The organism is Gluconobacter kanchanaburiensis NBRC 103587 (assembly GCF_007988905.1).
Classification (GTDB): Bacteria; Pseudomonadota; Alphaproteobacteria; order Acetobacterales; family Acetobacteraceae; genus Gluconobacter; species Gluconobacter kanchanaburiensis.
Map to the genome: position 1 here is coordinate 122996 of NZ_BJVA01000001.1, position 18943 is coordinate 141938.

11 protein-coding genes, 1 tRNA gene and 2 pseudogenes are annotated in these 18943 nt (G+C 56.7%); 5 read left to right on the forward strand and 9 right to left on the reverse strand.

Annotation, left to right across the window (positions count from 1 at the left end; translation table 11 throughout):
* Entirely contained in the window at positions 1-1698 is a 1698-nt protein-coding gene (ade, locus tag GKA01_RS00575) for an adenine deaminase (protein ID WP_146858182.1), read from the forward strand.
* A 148-nt stretch (positions 1699-1846) separates the two neighbouring features.
* Here the strand turns inward: ade and GKA01_RS00580 are convergent.
* The 6 genes and pseudogenes from GKA01_RS00580 to GKA01_RS00605 form a co-directional block, all read right to left on the reverse strand.
* A pseudogene (locus GKA01_RS00580) lies at positions 1847-2273 on the reverse strand (transposase).
* Positions 2274-2362: 89 nt separating this feature from the next.
* Complete coding sequence (locus GKA01_RS00585; protein WP_244289147.1) at positions 2363-4390, reverse strand: TonB-dependent receptor; 2028 nt, start codon at positions 4388-4390, stop codon at positions 2363-2365.
* Between the two features lie 903 nt (positions 4391-5293).
* Positions 5294-5536: a hypothetical protein gene (locus GKA01_RS00590; protein ID WP_146858187.1), complete on the reverse strand. Its 243-nt coding sequence runs from the start codon at positions 5534-5536 to the stop codon at positions 5294-5296.
* Between the two features lies 1 nt (position 5537).
* Positions 5538-7913 carry an SGNH/GDSL hydrolase family protein gene (locus GKA01_RS00595; RefSeq protein ID WP_146858189.1) on the reverse strand — a complete coding sequence of 792 codons (2376 nt, stop codon included), beginning with the start codon at positions 7911-7913 and terminating at the stop codon, positions 5538-5540.
* Between the two features lie 9 nt (positions 7914-7922).
* Entirely contained in the window at positions 7923-8555 is a 633-nt protein-coding gene (locus GKA01_RS00600) for an IS3 family transposase (protein WP_146858191.1), read from the reverse strand.
* A gap of 222 nt (positions 8556-8777) precedes the next feature.
* Positions 8778-10937: a tail fiber protein gene (locus tag GKA01_RS00605; RefSeq protein ID WP_146858194.1), complete on the reverse strand. Its 2160-nt coding sequence runs from the start codon at positions 10935-10937 to the stop codon at positions 8778-8780.
* A gap of 232 nt (positions 10938-11169) precedes the next feature.
* Between GKA01_RS00605 and GKA01_RS00610 the strand changes: the two genes are divergently transcribed.
* Complete coding sequence (locus GKA01_RS00610) at positions 11170-12075, forward strand: hypothetical protein (RefSeq protein ID WP_146858196.1); 906 nt, start codon at positions 11170-11172, stop codon at positions 12073-12075.
* 246 nt (positions 12076-12321) lie between these two features.
* Here the strand turns inward: GKA01_RS00610 and GKA01_RS00615 are convergent.
* The 3 genes and pseudogenes from GKA01_RS00615 to GKA01_RS00625 form a co-directional block, all read right to left on the reverse strand.
* A pseudogene (locus GKA01_RS00615) lies at positions 12322-12552 on the reverse strand (transposase); the annotation flags it as partial.
* Between the two features lie 42 nt (positions 12553-12594).
* A tRNA-Arg gene (locus GKA01_RS00620) sits at positions 12595-12671 on the reverse strand.
* Positions 12672-12750: 79 nt separating this feature from the next.
* Entirely contained in the window at positions 12751-13776 is a 1026-nt protein-coding gene (locus GKA01_RS00625; protein ID WP_194265777.1) for an alpha/beta hydrolase, read from the reverse strand.
* Between the two features lie 50 nt (positions 13777-13826).
* Here GKA01_RS00625 and polA point away from each other — a divergent pair, with 50 nt between their 5' ends.
* The 3 genes from polA to GKA01_RS00640 are packed head-to-tail and all read left to right on the forward strand — an operon-like array spanning position 13827 to position 18939.
* Positions 13827-16661, forward strand: a complete 2835-nt coding sequence (gene polA / locus GKA01_RS00630; protein ID WP_194265776.1) for a DNA polymerase I — start codon at positions 13827-13829, stop codon at positions 16659-16661.
* A 13-nt stretch (positions 16662-16674) separates the two neighbouring features.
* Positions 16675-17283, forward strand: a complete 609-nt coding sequence (locus GKA01_RS00635; RefSeq protein WP_146858198.1) for an SCO family protein — start codon at positions 16675-16677, stop codon at positions 17281-17283.
* Positions 17284-18939 (forward strand): ABC transporter substrate-binding protein, encoded by a 1656-nt coding sequence (locus GKA01_RS00640; RefSeq protein ID WP_146858200.1) that lies wholly within the window; start codon positions 17284-17286, stop codon positions 18937-18939. It begins immediately after the preceding gene.
* Positions 18940-18943: the final 4 nt, after the last annotated feature.

The following is an 18943-nucleotide window of genomic DNA, read 5'->3' on the forward strand; positions in this document are numbered from 1 at the left end:
ATGCAGAAAACCATCATGCGCCGGGTGGCTCAGGGGCAGGGACGCGAACCCGCCGATCTGGTCATTCGCAATGTCCGGCTGTTCGATCTGGTCACGGGTGAGCTTGTGCCCACCGATATTGCCATCTGTGGCGACCGGATCGTCGGTACTTATGGCGCGTATGAGGGGGTACGGACGATCGACGGCGCGGGCCGGATTGCTGTGCCCGGTTTCATCGACACGCATCTCCATGTTGAATCCTCGCTCGTCACGCCTTTCGAGTTTGATCGCTGCGTTCTCCCGCATGGTGTGACGACAGCAATCTGCGATCCGCACGAAATGGCCAATGTGCTGGGCCGTGCGGCATTCGATTATTTTCTGGCCGCTGCCGAGCGGACGATCATGGATCTGCGCGTTAACCTGTCGAGCTGTGTTCCGGCCACGTCCATGGAGACATCTGGTGCGGTTCTGAATGTGAATGATCTGGTGGCCTATCGGGATCATCCGAAAGTGATCGGTCTGGCCGAGTTCATGAACATTCCGGGCGTTCTGAATGGCGATCCCGGCTGCATGGACAAGCTGGCGGCTTTTGCAGACGGTCATATCGACGGTCATGCACCGCTCATGCGGGGCAAGCCCCTGAATGGCTATCTGGCAGCCGGTATTTCAACCGACCACGAAGCCACGGCTGCTGACGAAGCATTGGAAAAAGTCCGCAAGGGCATGACGGTCCTGATTCGGGAAGGATCGGTCTGCAAGGATCTTGAAGCGTTGGTGCCGCTTCTGAACGTCGCGACTTCGCCGTTCTTTGCGTTCTGCACTGATGACCGCAATCCGCTCGAAATCGCCCATGAAGGCCATCTGGATTTCCTGATCCGCCGTGCCATTGAATTGGGTGTGGAGCCGCTGGCCGCATACCGGGCGGCCTCACTGTCTGCTGCCACAGCTTTTGGCCTGAAGGATCGTGGACAGATCGCGCCGGGCAAGCGTGCGGACATCGTCCTGCTTGATGATCTGGAGCGCTGTCAGGTTTCCGACGTGATTTCTGCCGGGCGTCTGGTGGATGACGCTGTGTTTTCAGAGCGGGAAATCATATCTCCCGTTGGGCTGGAAAGCGTGAAGCTGCCCCGTCCGGTCACGGCGCAGGATATGCGTATCGAGGGGAATGGCCGAGATCGTCCGGTCATGGGCCTGATTCCCGGACAGATCATTACGGATTTCCTGCGTCTGGATCTGCCAGAGAGAGAGGGGGATGTCCTCGCTGATCCTGCGCAAGATGTGTGCAAGGTCTGCGTCGTAGCGCGGCATGGCCACAACGATAATATCGGTCGCGGCTTCGTGCGGGGGTTCGGGCTAAAGGCAGGAGCACTTGCGTCGTCGGTCGGGCATGACAGCCATAATATCTGTGTCGTGGGGTCTAACGATGCTGATATGGCCTGTGCTGTGAACCACCTGGAAAAAACAGGCGGAGGATTTGTCGCCGTTCGCGGTGGTAAAGTGCTTGCGGAACTACGTTTGCCTGTTGCTGGCCTGATGAGTGATGCCTCTTATGAGGAAGTGCAGGATGACCTCATTCTCCTTCGAAAAGCGGCAAAGGAAATGGGTGTGATCCCTGAAGAACCGTTCCTGCAACTCGCTTTCCTGCCTCTGCCTGTTATCCCGCACCTCAAAATTACGGATTACGGAATGGTGGATGTCAGGACGATGTGTCTCGTCTGAGAAAGACGGCTGCTTATAAAAACAATCGTTTATATGGCTCGTCAGGAGTAAGTTTGTGAATACGATATTGTCACTAAATACATTCATGGTAATCATGACAAATATTGTATAAATTCAATCTTATACTTAATTTTGTTGGGCTCAGGACTTATAGCCAGAACATGACGGTTGCAGCGAGACAGATGGCTGAGAAGAAAACATTCGGGCATCTGTCGTAGCGTGTTGCGACACACCACCAGTCCTTGAGGCGGCCGAACATGATTTCGATGCGGTCGCGTATTTTATATTTCCGCTTGTCGTAGTTGAGTGGTTTTTCGCAGGATTTCCGCCCCGGAATGCAGGGCCTGATCCCTTTTGTCCGTCCGATCAGGCGGCCTGGATCGCCTTTTTAAACCGCAGACTTGAAGCCGTGCAGTGCGCTTTAAGATAGGTCGCATCAATTATGATCGTCTGAGGCTCGCTTTTAGCGCAGACAGGCCATTACGCTTCGCAAAAATGATGCTGCTCAGCACGCGCTGGTCATCAACCCGAGGTTTACTGTGGCTTTGGGGAAAGAGCGGTCGCAAACGCTCCATCTGGCCATCCGCCAGCCGAGGTGTCGTATCTTTCCGAAAGCCTCGACCGACTGTGTCGGCCTCATGTGTGGCGGGAAACTTTCTGATCTTCAGAACTCAGAAACCACAGAGAAGAATGTTCCCCTACGCTGGCCATATTGGGCCTGATAGATGCCGACGCCACTGCCGTTGCGGAGCTGATAGCGTTTGTCGAAAAGGTTGACGACATCGGCACGGACCTTGATGTCATGTCCGAACGGCACCCTTGTGAAAGTATGCTGATAACCGATGTTGAAGACATCGTATTCTGGTTCTTTCTCCAGATTGGCAAATCCGCTGCGCAGTCCATAACCATAGACGAAATCGACATAGGCCATATCGTGTTTTGTCGTCCATGAGGCTCCGGCCGTAGCCGTGAATTCCCCCTGATGATCGAGCTGTATCGCGTGATTGCGGATATAGGCCAGTTCAGCCAGATCGAACTGGTATTGTGCGGAGTTGATGTCGCGGGCGGATGTCTTGACGTAGGAGAAATTGCCGAAGAGCGACCAGGAACCATGCCGCCATGAGCTACCGAATTCGGCGCCGTAGACTCGCCCGCGCTTGTAGCTGAAAGGAGCGAGGATGACGGCGCGGCCGAACTGGCCGAGATCAGTCAGGTCATGGGCCCATTTGGCGTAGGCATCGAGCGTGATCTGAAATTCGGGTGTGATGCGCTGGAGAATGCCGCCATCTACATAGTGTGATTTTTCCACCCGGGTCGCATCGTTGATTGTGTTCGCGGCAGCATTTGTCGTGCCTGCGAATTTGGCGAGCGTCGAAGGGTAGACATATTGCGGTGAGGGCGGGGCGAAGTAACGCGAATAGCCAAGATGCAGAGTCGTGTTGCGGGTAGGTTTCCAGACCATGTTCGCGCGCGGACTTAACTGGCCTTCATTATCGAAAGACGAGGCGAACCGGTCATAGCGGATACCGTAATTGAAGGTCAGGTTTCGCGTAATCCGATACTCGTCCTGAATGTAGGCGCCTGCTTCGACGGACCAGTTTCCGGTATTGTCGATGAGCCGTGACGCGATGTTCGACGTCTGGTTGCCGCCTTCGTCCGTCTGGAAGGCCAGTGTGTTGGTATCGAGCCGTTCCGACGTGTACTGACCCAGCAGGCCCACACGCAGTGTATGACTCCGCGCAATCTCGTAGGAGAGGTCGAACTGCATGCCACCGGTCGTAAAATCGTTGACCTCGTGTTCCGACACGCCCTGATAGATCAGGTCCCGATCCCGGTCCGGTGTGTAGTCAATGCGTCCGTAACGGAAATATGGTGACGCCTGAAAATTCATTTTATCCGTCGTGCGCTGATAGGACAGCACCGCGTAATAATTCTGTTCCGTCTGGCTGTCGTTCAAGTTTGCCCAGTTCATGGACGGATCCTGCGGATTAACGCCGGCCACGTTATAAATGGTCGTGTAGTCAGGACTGGTCGTGTCGAATGTCTTGAACGAGTTCGGGATCTCGAAATCCGCATAAGAGGCGCTGGTCAGCAGGGTGACGCGGCTTGCGTCGTCGATGTGATAGGAGAGATACGAGAACGCTTTTTCCTGTTCCGTTACGTCATGAACGGCCCGGAAGGTATCGCTTGGATTTTCGATCCCAATATTGTTGCGGGTAAAGGAAAGGGTGGTGAAGTAGTCAAGTTTTCCGTGCTGGCCCCCCAGTTGCAGCGATGGCACGAATGTATTGTAGCTGCCACCATACAGCGAGACCTGATTGTGTTTGAGGCTGTCGCCGGTCTTGGTTGTGACGTCTACGACGCCTGCGGTGCGGAAGCCGAACTGGGCAGGGAGGGTACCGGTCAGCAGGTCCACGGACTGGATAATGCGGGTGTCGAGTTCCTGTCCGAAACCATTCAGTCCTTCGGGCAGAAGAACGCCGTTGACGCGATAGGTCAGGCCGCCATGTTCGCCGCGGACATGAACTTCGCCGTAACTATCGAGAACAACGCCAGGTACCCGTAACAGGATCTGGCTGAAAGCAGCATTCTGTCCACCTGGAGTAGTCGTGATCTGGCGTTGGTCGATGTTGTAATCCACGGCACCAAGTCCCGGGAAAATACGCGCCCGTTCGCGGTTCAGGTGCCCCACAACGCTGATTTGTTCCGGGCTCCGTCCCGGGGGAGGGGGGGGCTTGGAGGCTGCGCTCCTCTTTGCATGAGTGGTTTTTCCGGGCCCTTGCTTTTGAAGGCCTGAGTGAAGAGCAGTTTGATGTCTGGTTTCTGTTGCAGCGTCGGGTGTTACCTCGTCCCTATCGGATGGGGAAGCGAAGGCAACGCCCGTAGTAAAAGCAAGTAGACTCAGAGATAGTCCTTTATAAATGCCAAAGTTTCTCAGGAATGATAGAGGGATGTTTTTATTATAGTATATGCTATAATTCCAAATATCAGAATGGAGGCATCTTCTTCGAAGAATGAACATGAGAACGCCTGAAAATGGTTGTTAACGCCCTGAGGGGCATGGAGCAGGAGACGATCATTAGGACAATTACAGCCTTATATGCAATATGCTATATTAAAAAGTATAAGGAAATTAAGGTAGCATTTGCGCGGAAATGGGGGGCGAATTGGATTGAAAGTCTCGTTAGAGAGTCTTCCTTTCAATCTGGCTTATATCCATTAGCTGTAAAGAAATTGGCGCATTCTTCCGCTTTCTGAGCTAGCTGCTCGTCGAGCCGGACAGCTAGCTCAGAAACGCGGGTTGCCATGTCTCGGGGCTCTGAAGTGGAATAGGTCGGATCGCTTATGGCGAGCGTTGGATAGGTAATTGACTGCCCAGGACTGATATTTTTGGCGTCGCGCGAACATCAATCTTGCAGGAACAAGGGGTAGGATTGGCGATCGTGACTTCCGCGCTAAACGGCAGGTCTTCCAGATCCCGCGTCCAGACCTGACCGTCTACCCGGACCATCCATGCGTGGCGGTAGGCTTCCGAATGAGTCGGCGACTTCGCTTGTACGGGGTCGGAGCGAAGGGCATAAACTCATGTTGCCTGTCAGATGGGACGGGATTCCATCCCGCCGCGGTCGAAAACGGGACCCGCCCCCGCAGCGCCCCGGCCGGTGCCCGTATCGTTGTAATCGCCGATTATCTCCGCCCGTGTTCCTCCGGAGACGAGATTGTCTCCCGCGAAACCGGAATTGTAGAACGATGCGAAAGCCGGCTGACGGCTGGTCGGTGCCAGCCAGCCGCGTGGATTGCTGCTCAGATCCACGTTTCCTGAAATCAGTCTGACCACGTCAGTTCTCCAGATGGGCGTTGAGGGCGCGCGCGATAAATGACGCTGCCAGCCGGTCGGCTGCGGCGGTCGGATGCGTGCCATCGTGATAAAGGGCGGTATCGGCGTGATTGCTCATCGGCAGCGATGACCAGGGATCGATAAAGGCGTCCGCATCGATCGTTCCATCCGCGACGGCCTGTCGGATGGCCGCATTCAGGCCCGTGTTATACTGCCCCAGAATGAACAGCTTTTCGTATCCGGCCGCCCGCAGCTTCTGATGAATGGTTGCATTGTTCGCCACGACGGTCGCGATGGACTGGCCACCATTCACGTCGTTGTTGCCGTACCAGGTGATGGCATGTTTGCGACGGGGCTGGGCCGGGTCCGCGGCATCGGCCAGCATGTTGGCAATCGTGTATTCCAGAAAGTCCGAAGCCTTGGACCCGGCGACTGAAACCGAACGGACCTCGAAGGGCTGGTCCAGATAATCGCCCAGCATCTGCGGCCAGCACCAGCCATCCTTGTTGAGGTAGCCCTGCGTCGTGGATGACCCGAAACAGTCGAGACGATCACGGATCTGGGGCGTCCAGTCGTACAGACGGGCGGCGCTCACGGTGGCGGCTTTGATATCCGCGTCCGTGACCGCTGCGTTCAGGAGTACAAGGCCGCTGACCTGGAGTGCGGATGAATACCCGCTGCCTGCGGGAGCCCCGCCCAGAACACCACCAACGAACTGACGGGCACTGAACCCCGATGACAGGGAAATGTCCTGCCCAGCCGGGTAGATTGTCGGGACATGCAGGGTGACACTGTCGCCACCCCCGAGGCTCACGCCGATCAGCCCATGACGGACGTTCAGCGTGCGACCGGAGTCCGCCAGAACCGTGGTGGGCTTGTAATCCGAGAAGGCAAGTCGTCCGCTCTCTGCTCCACCCCCTACGCCGAGGGTCAGCGCCTGTCCGTCCGTCGATCCCAGCCCGAGCAGGGAATAGGTCGTGTAGAGCGGGCAGTTGCAGGACGAGACCGCACCATAAAGCAGCGCCGAGGCCGACCCTGCTGACAGGGTCAGGGATGCTGGGATTGCCAGAGGCTGGGCAGCAGCCGGTTCCGCGGCCCATGACACCAGATCCAGCCGTCCGTGATGGCGCTCGCCGATATGAGGCAGATTTGCCACCTCAACACTTGCTGCCGTCCCGTCAAACCCCGAAGCCATGATGTGATGGCCGTTGCTGCTCTGGTCATACAGCTTCACCACATAGAGCGGCGTTCCGGTCGCAACGCCTGCGCGGGCCGTCATAAGATCGGAGCGCGACAGAAACCCTGCGTCGTCCTGCCCGATCGAGACCACAACCGGGCCTGAACCCCGGACCGCGATGACGTCCATCAGTGGACCTGTATAGGCCGAGACCTGCCGCGTCGTGCCGTAAGCGGCCGCCAGCGATGCTGAGAACTGGTCGCCGGGGCGCTGTGGTACGCTTCCTTCAGCCTGCCAGATGGCGCTGTTTGCGTTCGGATACAGACAGGTCTGGCTTTCACCATCATGCTGCCAGACATCGGCTGCGGCATAGAGCGCGGCGGCATCGTCTCGACAGCCGGGAGGGCGCTGCGTCACAGAAAGGGTCTGGCCACCCGAAGGGGCCGACAACGCGTTCAGCCGGAGCGGGAAACCGTGCTTGTCCAGCAGTGCGACGGTCTCATCGGAGCTTTGCAGGAGCCTGACGTCCCCGGCAAAGACGCCGCTGCCCGTCAGGCCGAACGCAGGCTGATCGTCCTGATCCGAGGCATACGACCCGTCCGGCCCGATCAGTCCGATGAGAAAGCCGAAAGCGTCCGTCAGAGTCAGCGCATTGCCGTCCTGTCCGGAGAGCATCCGTGCGGTGCCTGCGCGGATCTCGCCCAGGGAGGTAATCGTCTGAGCCACCGCCGCCCAACCCGCGCGGGCATAAAACTGCCACGCCCCGTTATGGAACCATGCCGCATCCCCAACAGCCCAGACGGCATTCCCGTCGAGGGACATCGTGCCAGCTACCGAGACAAGGTAAAGGTCGCCCTCTGCACCGACGCCATTGGCAAGAGCCGGCGCGTTGGCATGAGCGTCCCAGTATCCCCGGAAATTTCCGATAGAAGATCCGTTCTGCGATGCCGTCAGGAGCACCTTGGCGGCCGGTGCATCGGCCGCCACACCTGATACGGCGTTCTGGGCAGACGTCATCGTTGCCGCGAAATCCGTTTTGATCTGCTCCGCCGTGTTGGCCGCGTATTTCTCCGCGAACAGCGACATGATCTGCGCGGCTGGCAGCTGAAAGATCAGAGGTGTGTTGTTGACGATCCGCACCAGCATGAGGACGTCGCCGTCAGCCAGTGTTGTGATGGGCTGTTGGGTAATTTCAGTCATGGCAGATCCTTACGGGGTGACGTTCTGACCACCGACCGTCACGTCATGCTGATTGAACGTCAGGCTCTTCGGGTCAACGGGTGCCCGCACGATCCGGAACGTTCCGCCACCCGCCTGCGGGTTGGCTTCGATGTCGAATGTGGCGATGATCGAACTGTTCTTGCTTCCCGCATTGCTCACCGGGTTGCGTAGCGTGGCGTTCAGGAGCGTCAGAACATAGTTGTTTCCGTTCAAATCCTTGACCGTGATGGCGCCCGGCCCCTGCGCGGCCCGGAGCTGATACAGTGCCCAGGTCTTGAAGAAGATCTGAACGATCCGCTGGCCAGGCCGGATGCCACAGGCAACAGCATGACCCATACCATAATCCGACCCCGAACCGCCACGATCCAGCGTGATCTGCACCTGATGGACATAGCCGTTCGGCCCCTGGTCATTCACCGTCAGGCCGAGATCACGCATCAGTCTGGCTACGGTGCACCGTTCCGCCGAGATATTGTCCCAACGCAGCTGATGCCAGACCCAGCGTACGCCATAGACGCCGAAATTCTTGGTGAAGATCTGCAAGATTTTGGGTTTCAACTCGGTATCGCGGCGCTCCCGCGCCTTCAGCCGATCAGCGTGGGCACGAACCTCAGGAGACAACTTCTTCTAAGAATTGCTCATCAGGCCTTTTTCTCACGTGAAATAGATTTTCGCCAATCCCGCGTGGTCTACCTCAAAATCAGCAGGGTTTTCGAACCCTCCAGAAGTTGGGTGCCGCAGCATAGCAATCTAACGAATAATGATTTCCAAGCGGCTCAAGACGTAGATGGGAAATCATCAATGGGCATAATAAAAGCCCAAATCATAAGTCAGGTATATCAATCAACGGCTCATCGAGCCTTCCATTTTCAATCCCATAGGGCCAGACCAGCTATCCGATGCCAGGTATGGACCCGCGCTATGAATCTGAAGCGCCAGGATAGCTGTGTTGTAAACCGTCCGAGAGCGAAGCGGCAGCAGTGCATTTCCATTTGTCCAGCGCATCGCAGCGTTTTCGACATTGTTCCATCCAGACAGATCAATGTCATGCAAATGGCAGATTAACCTCGTTGTTATGTCAGATTCAAAAAGCTCGATAGAACCGACCAATACACCAAGTATACGGCGATCATCCAGAAAAGGACCGATCACATCGCACGGCCGGCTGGCATTGGACAAAATACGAACGGACCTTACGCCAGAAGGGATCTTGAACATGACCCGATCTTTCGCCTTGCGGATAGGATGAAGAATTTGCCCGGCTTCAGTGACAAGACGTAACCCATCTTCGTATGTCAGAATCGGAGCTTGCGACCGCCCCGAATATTCGACGTGATCGGCCCGTGACTGAAGGCTACGAAACAGAGGTTCAACAAAATGGCGCGAAACATCGAGCGGGGCCGCCGCATCATCCCAAGTTAAATTACGGCTCTGCCTAATTGAGACAACCGGACCGTTCTGATCGAAGGCGCGTCTGTTACCGGTATCGAGGTAGCTTTCAGTTAATACACCATCGGCCATAATGACAGAGTGGTCCTCTGTCTCCACATGATAATAATCGTAAGATACTATGCTTTTATCGAAAAAAATCGAACGTCCGTTGATAAGCATTCGTACCGGGACGAACCGACCATCAAGAAACAGACAATGTTCTGATGTAATGAGCATGTCTTTGTAGGGAACGTTGTGTGCAATCGCCCCTTTTAACAGACGCACTGGATAGCCAGATTCATCATCCGGCAAACGCGTTCTAACGACCGCACGCGAGTGGCCTACCCACGTCACCTGCCTGATGGTGCCCTTTGTTACGTCGTCATCAAAGGCAATAATGTGATCACCGATCTGGATCTCTTCTATGGGAATATCGCCTTTGGACGTACGTATACGGCTTCCTCTGCAAAAGCAGGCCCCTACAGATACGCTCAGAATGGCAGTGTTGCTTCCGTAAGTCTTACCAAAACTCTGAGACCCGCCACTTCCGGCAACAACTGTATCTGAAAGATTCGGAAGGGCAAAATTCGTAAGACCATTACCGCCGTAAGTTGTGCCTAAAAGGGCAAAAAGCGCCTGGTTTTGAGCAATGGGTAGCAGTGTACCATTCGCCAATACCCACCCCTGAGGAATGGAGGCTGCTGATCCCGCGTAAGCACGAATTTCGCCCATGACGGGACCACTATCGCTACCTGAATTAGGAAAAGCGCCGCTAACACAGATAATGTAATTTAGTGCGAGCCCGGGAGCACGATTGTCAAAGGACGTACCGTTGCCTCCATCGGACACGGGGACGTTCGCATTACTCAGAGAGACTGTCTGCTTTCCCACAACAGCCCCCAGTTTTAACGTGCTGGATGTCCCGATAATGCTGCGCCCAGTCAGATTAGGCAGCGCAAATGTTGCCTGTCCATCTCCGCCATAAGTAGTGCCAATGACCGCATACAACTGGGGGTATTCGGCGATAGGCAGTAATTGCCCAGCTGCCACAAGAAACTGACCACCAGAGATCATGAAGGTTGACCCCGCAAAAGCGTCAACCTCTCCCACAAATCCCGGCGAAGACGAGTCACTCGTCACGCGAATGAGATAATTGACGTTCAGTGAAGGTTGAGCGTTATCCACTGATTGGCTGACGCCACCCAATGCCGGCGGCAACTGGTCGTCGGTCAGCGTGGTCTGGCTTTCGCCAGTCACCTGTCCCAAAGACGCACTGCTTTGGCTTCCTACTTCTACTTTTCCTGTCAGATCTGGAAGATTGAAATTCTGACTACCATCTCCACCATATATCGTACCAAGAAGAACAAACAACGACTCGTTGCCCTTAATGGCAAGAAGCTGACCCTGATTCTTTAAGGTGACTGACGTTAAAATATTGTCAAAAGCAAAGGTTCGGATCATTGCTATCGGCATATCCGAGGAGCTTGCGGCAGATAGAAAGCTGCCGCTGACGACAATTGCCTGCGTCAACGTTATAGTCTGCTGATTATTGTCAAATGTCCCAGTAGTCATGCAGATGCGCGCCTTTGATACTTTTTTCTGTCGTATTTGGCGTAAGAAAAGATCACATACACAAATGCATCTCTGTAAAATGGACTGTTTTTAAAAGACATGCTGCCAGTTTCGATCTCGGCCTCAAAAAAAACAAGTCGAAACATGAATCTCACCAAAAATGCGACAAAGGGATTTCCTTCATCCGGCAGACCTCTAAAGATGACGCCTGATCATTTTGTTGGGCATTTGTATGACATACGCTGACTTTACACCCTCCGATCACAAAACCGTGCCAACCTACACAGTTGATGATTTGATGGCATTGCCTAGCTTCCTTCAGTGCCTGAATTTCTGTAACCACCAACTTCTGTCGATCCACAGGCAAATGCCGCGGGAAGTCCGCTATGTCGCTGATTTACGTCGCTGGGTTATGACCCACGGCGCACTTGCATTGCATTTTTCACACCAGATTAATCCGGATCTTCCACCACTCACGGCAACCAATCTTTTTCGTGAGGTCGAGCATACGGGAATAGCCAGTCCCAATACGGTCACGAGCTATCTGAAAGAAATTCATACACGGGGCTATATCACCTTGCTGCCCAAAGCAGACCAGCGTGTGCGGGCCTATGCCATGACAGAATTTTCTGAAAAAATGTTTTATCTCTATCTTCAGATCAATCTGCAGGGACTGGATCTGATCGATGGTGCCGGGCGTGCTGAGATCGCCAGTACAGATCCGCGAATTTTAACCCACATGCACCCGATTTTTGCGCGGCGCATGCTCAATGACCCGGTCTATTATGCGCCGCCGCCGTCGATTGCGCCCCTGGTCAACACAACGATTGGCATTTCTGTTCTCAATGAAATGACACGAGCACAGAAAGAGACATCGTCGGACGCCAGTCGCGCTTATGTTGATCTTGGCAGCGCTAGTGCAATGGCCAAGCACTATGGTGTTTCTCGCGGGAACGTCGCCCGATTGCTGTCAAAAGTGCAAAATGCTGGCCACTATGGGCAAGATGATCGAGGCACATGGGTTTCAGCGCAACTGTTAGAAGACCATTATGTTCTACAAGCCCTTAAAATAGCTCATAGCGCATCAGCCTTCATCGAGGCACAGAAGCTGAGAGCAGAGGAGGCTGCGACGATGTAATGATCGATTTCCACATGAACTGGTAGCACCTGGAGAGATCGAAAAACTGTTGGTTGATGCAGTTTTGTCCTGATTTCTCAGTTTTGGGGTGGTTACCATGGTGGCCCCCTCTTTCTGTGCTTCGAGCAGAGTGAGGATTTCATGCTTCGGCTTGCCAAGCAGCGAATATTATAGACGACATTGGTTGGCCCGATCCTCATTGCCTTTTGAGCGATAAGCCGTGTCGGCCCAGCCATGAGAAGCCGTATCAAAACGATCAAACAGTCTTTCAATCGCAATGATCTGTGTCGGGCGTTCGCGGAACAGCCGGATTATTCTGGTGTCAGGTACACGATCCGGCAGGGCTGGACCGAGAAAGCGTATGAAGGAAAGGCTATCGTTAATCAGGTATTCTGTCCGCTCATCGGACAGGTTGTTCTGCATCTGGATCACTCGACCGAGCTTGGTGCTGTCCAACCTCTCCCGGAAGATGTCAAACCTTCTGAAAAACTGACAGAATATAGCGATTTTTGAGATTGGTGGTGGACCTGACGCGATTCGAACGCGTGACCTTTGCCTTCGGAGGGCAACGCTCTATCCAGCTGAGCTACAGGTCCATGTGGGTTCAGATAACTGCTTCGGCGACAGATTGCCAGCCCCATTTTTCATGAAACATATGGCGTCCGCGTCAGGCCCTTACGGAAAAGTCCGGGTCTGGGCTGTGGCCTTCCACGCAGCGGCGGCGATGTCTCCGCCTGATGGTAGGAAGCGGTTCGGGGCAGCCAGCCACGAAACAGCGTCCTGCGCGGCCCCCCGGCGATCCCGGCTGAGAAGATGGTGCGCGCCAGGCAGTTCGTCGATCCGCGTGTCCGGAGGCAGTTTGCGAAGCAGGCGTGCCGTGAAGGGTGGCAGGACGAACTGGTCCCGGCCGCCGAAAATGATGAGCAGCGGGGTCCGGGCTCGGGGAGCGGCCTTGTAGGCGGCCTGCATCAGAAGGGTCAGGCCGTAAAGTGGATGGATCGTCGAACTGTGCAGGGTGAGGGGATCGAAATACATCCGGCGGAGTGCCTTGAGATTGTCGCTTGCGACCCGGTGGCCGGGTACGGCTGATCCGTCGAGCTTCCAGTGCGGGGCCAGTACATCCATGCCCCCCAGAATGCTCTCCCAGGGCTGACCGATATTCAGTGCCGCCGGGGCAAGCAGGATCGTACTGCGGATATAGGGTGTGTCTGTTGTGGCCAGCAGCAGGGCTATGGCCCCCCCCATGCTTTCTCCCATGACGTGAATGGGAGTGTCCGGATAATGGGCGTGCAGCCAGAGCACCTGTTCGCGGGTGTCCTGCACCAACCTTGCCGTGCTGCTCCAGCTACCCCGGTCCGCTGTCTGTCCGAAGCCGCGAATGTCCGGGGCGGCCAGGGTAAAGCCTGCGGACGTGAAGGTCGGGCCAGCGAATTCCCATGCGTCCCGGCTGTCTCCATATCCATGCAGGGCAAGAATGATGCCACGTGGTTTGGGTGTGGTGGCCGGGTAGAGGCGAAGCGGAATATGGGCGCCGTCCGACATGGCGAGTGTCAGCGTCGGGGGGATCAGGGCCGTTTCCTGCGCTGTTGGGTGCAGGTTTGGCAGAGGCGGCGCCGTGCAGGCCTGAAGTGCCAGCAGGCAGAGCACTCCGCAGGAAAGACGTGCGAGGCGGTTTGAAACGGAAGGGAATGGGCCTATCATCGCGGAGATTTTAGAACGTCCGCTCCTTTGGGGCGAGAAGGGAGACATTCGTGACGCCAGAAAAGCCCGATTTGGAGAAGCCTGATTCGGGAAAGCCTCATCTGGTCCTGATCGACGGGTCTGGTTTCATCTTCCGTGCGTTCCATGCCCTGCCACCGATGAGCAGCCCTCAGGGCGTGCCGGTCAATGCGGTCTATGGCTTTACGAACATGTTGTCGCGTCTGCTGCGTGACCATGTGGGAACGCATCTGGCGGTGATTTTCGACGCTGGCCGCGTGACGTTCCGCAACGAAATCTACCCGCAGTACAAGGCGCACCGGCCGGAAGCTCCCGAAGATCTGCGCCCGCAGTTCGGTCTGATCCGCGACGCCACGGCTGCTTTTAATGTGCCGTCGATCGAGCTTGAGGGCTGGGAGGCGGATGACCTTCTCGCGGCCTATGCGAAAGCGGTCGTGGAAGAGGGCGGATGCTGCACCATCATTTCGTCCGACAAGGATCTGATGCAGCTCGTGCGTCCCGGCGTTGAGCTGATGGACCCGATGAAGCAGAAGCCGATCCGTGAGGCTGAGGTCGAGGCCAAGTTCGGCGTGCGCCCTGATCAGGTCGTGGACGTTCAGGCGCTGATGGGGGATTCGACGGATAACGTGCCCGGCGTTCCCGGGATTGGTCCAAAGGGTGCGGCGCAGCTCGTCAACGAATATGGTACGCTGGAGCAGATCCTCGCGGCTGCTCCGGGTATGAAAGCGTCCAAGCGGCGCGACAATCTGATCGAACATGCCGAGGCCGCGCGCATGTCCCGCAAGCTGGTGCTGCTGGACGAGAACGCGCCGATGCCGCAGCCGATCAGCGAACTCGGATGCCGCGAGCCGGTTCGCGAAACGCTGCGGGACTGGCTGGAGGAGATGGGTTTCCATTCCACCATCCAGCGCATGGGGCTGGGTCTGGCGGCCAAGCCGCGCCCCTTCACGCGTCAAATCGTTCGGCCCGAAGACAAGGCTGCTGAACGCGACGAAGCTGCGGCCGTCACGGTCCCCGACGCGCCTTATGGCCCTTACGAAACCGTCACGGATCTGGAGGCGCTGGATCGCTGGATCGCGGAGGCCCGGACGGCGGGTGTGGTGGCTGTTGATACCGAGACGGACAGTCTCAATGCGCGTCAGGCCCATATGGTCGGGCTCTCGCTATCAGTTGCGCCGGGGAAGGCCTGTTATGTGCCGTTCCTGCATGAAGTCACGCGCGATCTGCTGGAAGAGGCTCCGGCAGATGAGCCCGCCAGCCGCCAGCTTGATCGTACAGAGGCGCTGGAGCGTCTGGGTCCGCTGTTGCGCGATGCATCCGTCCTCAAGGTATTTCAGAACGCGAAATACGATCTGACCGTTTTTCGCGGCGCTGGCATTCCCGAGATCACGCCCATCGATGACACGATGCTTATTTCCTATGCCCAGTCCGCAGGTGAGCACGGGCAGGGGATGGACGAACTTTCCCAACTGCATCTGGGTCACACGCCCATCACTTATGACTCTGTAACGGGAACGGGTCGCAAGCGCATTCCCTTCACACAGGTCGCGATCGAGGCAGCGACGGCTTATGCCGCCGAGGATGCGGACGTCACGCTGCGTCTGTGGCAGGTGCTGCATCCGCCGTTGCGGACCCGACAGGCACTGGCGCTGTATGAAGAAATCGAACGTCCACTGATCCAGATCCTGACGGATATGGAAGATGTCGGCATCAAGGTGGACGCCACAGAACTGCGCCGCATGTCCGTCGATTTTGCCGAACGCATGGGAGCGATTGAGCAGGAAATCCATGAACAGGTTGGGCGCAGCTTCAATGTTGGCTCTCCCAAGCAGCTTGGCGAAATCCTGTTCGACGAAATGGGTCTTCCTGGCGGAAAGCGGACGAAAAGCGGAAGCTGGGGCACGGATTCCGGAGTTCTGGAATCACTGGCCGAGCAGGGGCATGACCTGCCGCGCAAAATTCTGGAGTGGCGCCAACTCGCCAAGCTGAAATCGACCTATGCCGATGCGCTGGTCCAGCAGATGGATCAAGACACGCAGCGGGTCCACACGTCCTTCCAGATGGCGATCACTACGACGGGCCGTCTGTCGTCCAACGAGCCGAACCTTCAGAACATTCCTATCCGGACGGAGGAAGGCGCGCGCATCCGCAAGGCGTTCGTGGCGGCTCCCGGCTGCGTTCTGCTCTCGGCGGATTACAGTCAGATCGAACTGCGCCTTCTGGCTCATGTCGCACAGATCGAACCTTTGCTTGAGGCGTTCCGTCTGGGTCAGGACATTCATGCCCGCACGGCGTCTGAAGTCTTCGGTATCCCGCTCGAAGGCATGGACCCGCTGACCCGTCGCCGGGCCAAGGCCATCAATTTCGGCATTATTTACGGTATCTCGGCTTTCGGTCTGGCGCAGCAGCTCCAGATTTCTCCGGGTGAAGCACGTTCCTATATTGATGCCTATTTCGCCCGATATCCCGGTATCCGCGCCTATATGGAGCGGACCAAGGAAGAGGCGAAGAAGCACGGCTATGTCACCACGCCGTTTGGGCGTCGTTGCTATGTGCCGGGCATTGCCGAAAAGAACGGTGCCCGTCGTGCATATGCGGAGCGTCAGGCCATCAATGCCCCGCTTCAGGGCGGTGCGGCGGATATTATCAAGCGTGCCATGGTCCATTTGGCGCGGCGTTTGCCCGAAACGGGGCTGAAAGCGAAAATGGTTCTTCAGGTGCACGATGAACTGCTCTTCGAAGTTGAAGAGCAGGATGCGAAAGCACTGGCGGAGTTTGTCCGCACAGAAATGGAAGGGGCCGCCAAACTCGACGTGGCCCTTGAAGTAGAAACCGGTATCGGCCCCAGCTGGGCTGACGCACATTAAAGACAGGAAGGTCATGCAGACCAATCATGAACGCCGCAAGAAGGTCGGCAATCGCATCATCTGGGGCGTGTTCGCTGTGGCGGTCGTTCTGGGATATGTCGGCTTCCATCTGGCGTCTAACGGTGGGCCGGGTCTGCTGGTCCAGTCCAACGGTAATGAGGTCGGCGGCAGCTTCCGTCTGGACTCGCTGGGCGAAAGCACTGTGACCGAAGGCGATTTCCATAATACCTGGATGCTGGTCTGGTTCTTCGACGCCAACTGCCCCGAGGAAAAGTGCAAGCCTGTGCTGAAGAGCATGGAGCAGGCACTGGTCACGCTGCGTCCGGAAGGCATTCGCGTTTCACCTCTCGCCGTGTCCCTCAATCCGTTCGACGAGGCTGACCCGCTTAAGGAATATGTCCTGCCCGTCGCACCGCATGTCATGCCGTTCACGGGCACGCCGAACATGATCAAGGCCATGACGGCTGAATATCATGCGCCGCTCCAGAAGGAGGGGGACCATTTCGTCCCTGCGCCGCAGATCGTCATCATGGACCCGAATGCGCGTTATGCCGGCACTATTCCAGCTGATGGCAACGCAGATGCTCTGATCGCGCGTCTGCGTGAACTGGCGAAGCGCTGAATGAAGCGGGGGGCTGCGCTTCTCGCGGCGGGGTTGTTTCTGGGACTGGGGGCTTTTCCTGCACTTGCCGGAGAGCAGACACCGCCTGACTGGAACGGCATCACGCTTGGCAGCCCCCATCGCGGCGGCACGTTGCATCTGACGGCGGATGGCCCTGGCGGGACGCTGGACCCGCAGATCAATTATGGCACCCAGTACATGCAGGTGTTCGTCAACATGTACGATCCGCTGTTGACCTTCCGCCTGGCGCGGGGAACAGCAGGGTTGGAAGTGGTGCCGGACCTTGCCGACGCCATGCCGCAGATCAGTCCGGATGGCCTGACATGGCGCCTGCATCTGCGGCCGGGTCTGCATTTTTCCGATGGTGCGCCCGTGCGGGTGGAGGACGTGGTGGCGTCTTTCCGACGGATCTATCGCGCCGGAAGCCCAACTGCCGCCTCATTCTATGGCGGTATCGCAGGCGCCGCGGACTGTCTGGAAAAGCCTGACCGCTGCATGCTACCCGGCGTTGAGGGGCATCCGGAAACCGGCGAAATCGTCTTTCATCTGACGAAGCCGGACGGCGAATTCCTCTACAAACTGGCATTCCCTCATGCGGTGATCCTGCCCGCCGCAACGCCTGCTCACGACATGGGTGGAACGACCGTTCCCGGAACCGGGCCGTATCGCATCACGCAGTACGATCCGGGACACGGGATGGTTCTGGAGCGCAATCCGTATTTCCACGTCTGGAACCCCCAGGCCCAGACGGACGGCTTCGTGGATCGCATCGAATATGATTTCGGATTGTCGGACGAGGCGCAGGTCACGGCAGTTGAGCAGGGGCGTTATGACTGGATGCTGGACGCCAAGCCTGCCGACCGACTGGGTGAACTAGGCGCGCAATACACGTCGCAGGTGTATATCGAGCCGCTGCTAGGCCTTTATTATCTGGCGATGAACACGCACGAAAAACCGTTCACCGATGTGCGGGTGCGCCGGGCGGTCAGCATGGCCGTCAATCGCCATGCCATGACAATCCTGTTTGGTGGTAGCGCGATTTCCGAGCCCCTGTGCCAGATGGTGCCACATGGCATTCCGGGCGCTGATCTGGAGCTGGAATGCCCGCAGGATCTGGAGGGCGCGCGCCGTTTAATCCATGAAGCGGGGGCGGAAGGGGCATCCGTGACACTGGTCGTGCCTAACCGGGCCATGGAACTCGGCATGGGCACGTATCTGCGGAATGCTTTGCAGGCCGTCGGTTTGAACGCGCAGCTTCGTCCCATTACGGCAGGTCTTGCGGACTCTTACGAACAGAACACCGCTAATCACGTCCAGATCGCATTGTCCTATTGGTTCGCGGATTACCCCTCCGCCTCAACTTTCCTCGACGACCTGTTCGGTTGCGACAACTATCATCCCAACACAGCCGTCTCCCCGAACTTCACGGGGTTCTGCGACCAGCATGTGCAGTCTCTGTTCGATCAGGCCAAAGCCGAGACAGATCCGACCAAAGCGGCTCCGATCTGGCAGGAGGCCGGTCACGCCATCATGCAGCAGATGCCTGGCTCGCCCATGATCCAAATGAAAACGGTCGATTTCGTCTCGAAACGGACAGGAAACTATTTTTCAACCCTTTTGAACCACATGCTGTTTTCGCATGTTTGGGTGCAGTAGGGGA

Excerpts from the sequence above, each read along its gene's own strand:
- ade (WP_146858182.1), top strand. The coding sequence starts at position 1 with ATGCAGAAAACCATCATGCGCCGGGTGGCTCAGGGGCAGGGACGCGAA.
- GKA01_RS00595 (WP_146858189.1), bottom strand. The coding sequence starts at position 7,913 with ATGACTGAAATTACCCAACAGCCCATCACAACACTGGCTGACGGCGAC.
- GKA01_RS00605 (WP_146858194.1), bottom strand. The coding sequence starts at position 10,937 with ATGACTACTGGGACATTTGACAATAATCAGCAGACTATAACGTTGACG.
- GKA01_RS00610 (WP_146858196.1), top strand. The coding sequence starts at position 11,170 with ATGACATACGCTGACTTTACACCCTCCGATCACAAAACCGTGCCAACC.
- GKA01_RS00625 (WP_194265777.1), bottom strand. The coding sequence starts at position 13,776 with ATGATAGGCCCATTCCCTTCCGTTTCAAACCGCCTCGCACGTCTTTCC.
- GKA01_RS00635 (WP_146858198.1), top strand. The coding sequence starts at position 16,675 with ATGCAGACCAATCATGAACGCCGCAAGAAGGTCGGCAATCGCATCATC.
- GKA01_RS00640 (WP_146858200.1), top strand. The coding sequence starts at position 17,284 with ATGAAGCGGGGGGCTGCGCTTCTCGCGGCGGGGTTGTTTCTGGGACTG.